1 protein-coding gene is annotated in these 1,012 nt (G+C 63.7%); it reads right to left on the bottom strand.

The window, feature by feature from the left end; translation table 11 throughout:
- Window positions 1-82 precede the first annotated feature (82 nt).
- Window positions 83-1,012 (bottom strand): tRNA guanosine(34) transglycosylase Tgt (tgt, locus tag A6M56_RS19865; protein WP_286758362.1); only part of this gene is annotated, 930 nt, incomplete at its 5' end.

The raw sequence follows: 1,012 nt of genomic DNA, 5'->3' as shown, positions 1-1,012 counted from the left end.
AGCGGCACCGGCGGTTTGGGCGTGGGCAAGACTGATCATTGTTGTTACTCCGGATGGCTTGAAAACGAAACGGGGGATTCTATCACCGGGCCGATGAACGGTCGCGGGCAAAGGCAGCCGACCATTCGGCCAAGGTGCCGGCCTCGATGGCGGCGCGCATCTCGGCCATGATGACCTGATAGAAATGCAGGTTGTGGATGGTGTTCAACATGCCGCCGAGGATTTCGCCACAGCGGAAGAGGTGGTGCAGGTAGGCGCGGCTGAACTGGGTGCAGGTGGTGCAGGTGCAGGACGGGTCGAGCGGCCCGGTATCGGTCTTGTAGCGGGCATTCTTGATCTTGATGTCGCCGAAGCGGGTAAACAGGTGGCCGTTGCGGGCATTCCGCGTCGGCATCACGCAGTCGAACATGTCGATGCCGCGCTGGACGGCGAAGACCAGGTCTTCCGGCGTGCCGACGCCCATCAGGTAGCGCGGCTTGTGGATCGGCATTTTCGGCGCGACGTGCTCCAGGATGCGCGCCATGTCTTCCTTCGGCTCGCCGACCGACAGGCCGCCGATCGCCATGCCGTCGAAGCCGATGGCGTCCAGCCCGGCCAGCGACTCGTCGCGCAGGTCTTCGTACATGCCGCCCTGGACGATGCCGAACAGGGCGTTGCTGTTTTCCAGCCGATCGTGCTCGTCGCGGCTGCGTCGGGCCCAGCGCAGGGAGAGACGCATTGACTGGGCGGCCTCGTCACGGCTGGCCGGGTAGGGTGTGCATTCGTCGAAAATCATCACGATGTCGGAATTCAGCACGTGCTGGATCTGCATCGAGATTTCCGGCGACAGGAAGAGCTTGGCGCCATCGTGCGGCGAGCTGAACTTGACGCCTTCCTCGGTGATCTTGCGCAGGGCGCCGAGCGAGAAGACCTGGAAACCGCCGGAATCGGTCAGGATGGGCTTGTGCCAGTTCATGAACCTGTGCAGGCCCTGATGGGCGCGCACGACATCCAGCCCCGGGCGCAGCCACAG

Origin of the sequence: Ralstonia sp. RL (genome assembly GCF_001683835.1) — a bacterium.
GTDB lineage: Bacteria > Pseudomonadota > Gammaproteobacteria > Burkholderiales > Burkholderiaceae > Ralstonia > Ralstonia mannitolilytica.
The sequence above is the reverse complement of the archived record's forward strand: the minus strand, read 5'-3'. Positions and strand labels throughout refer to the sequence as shown.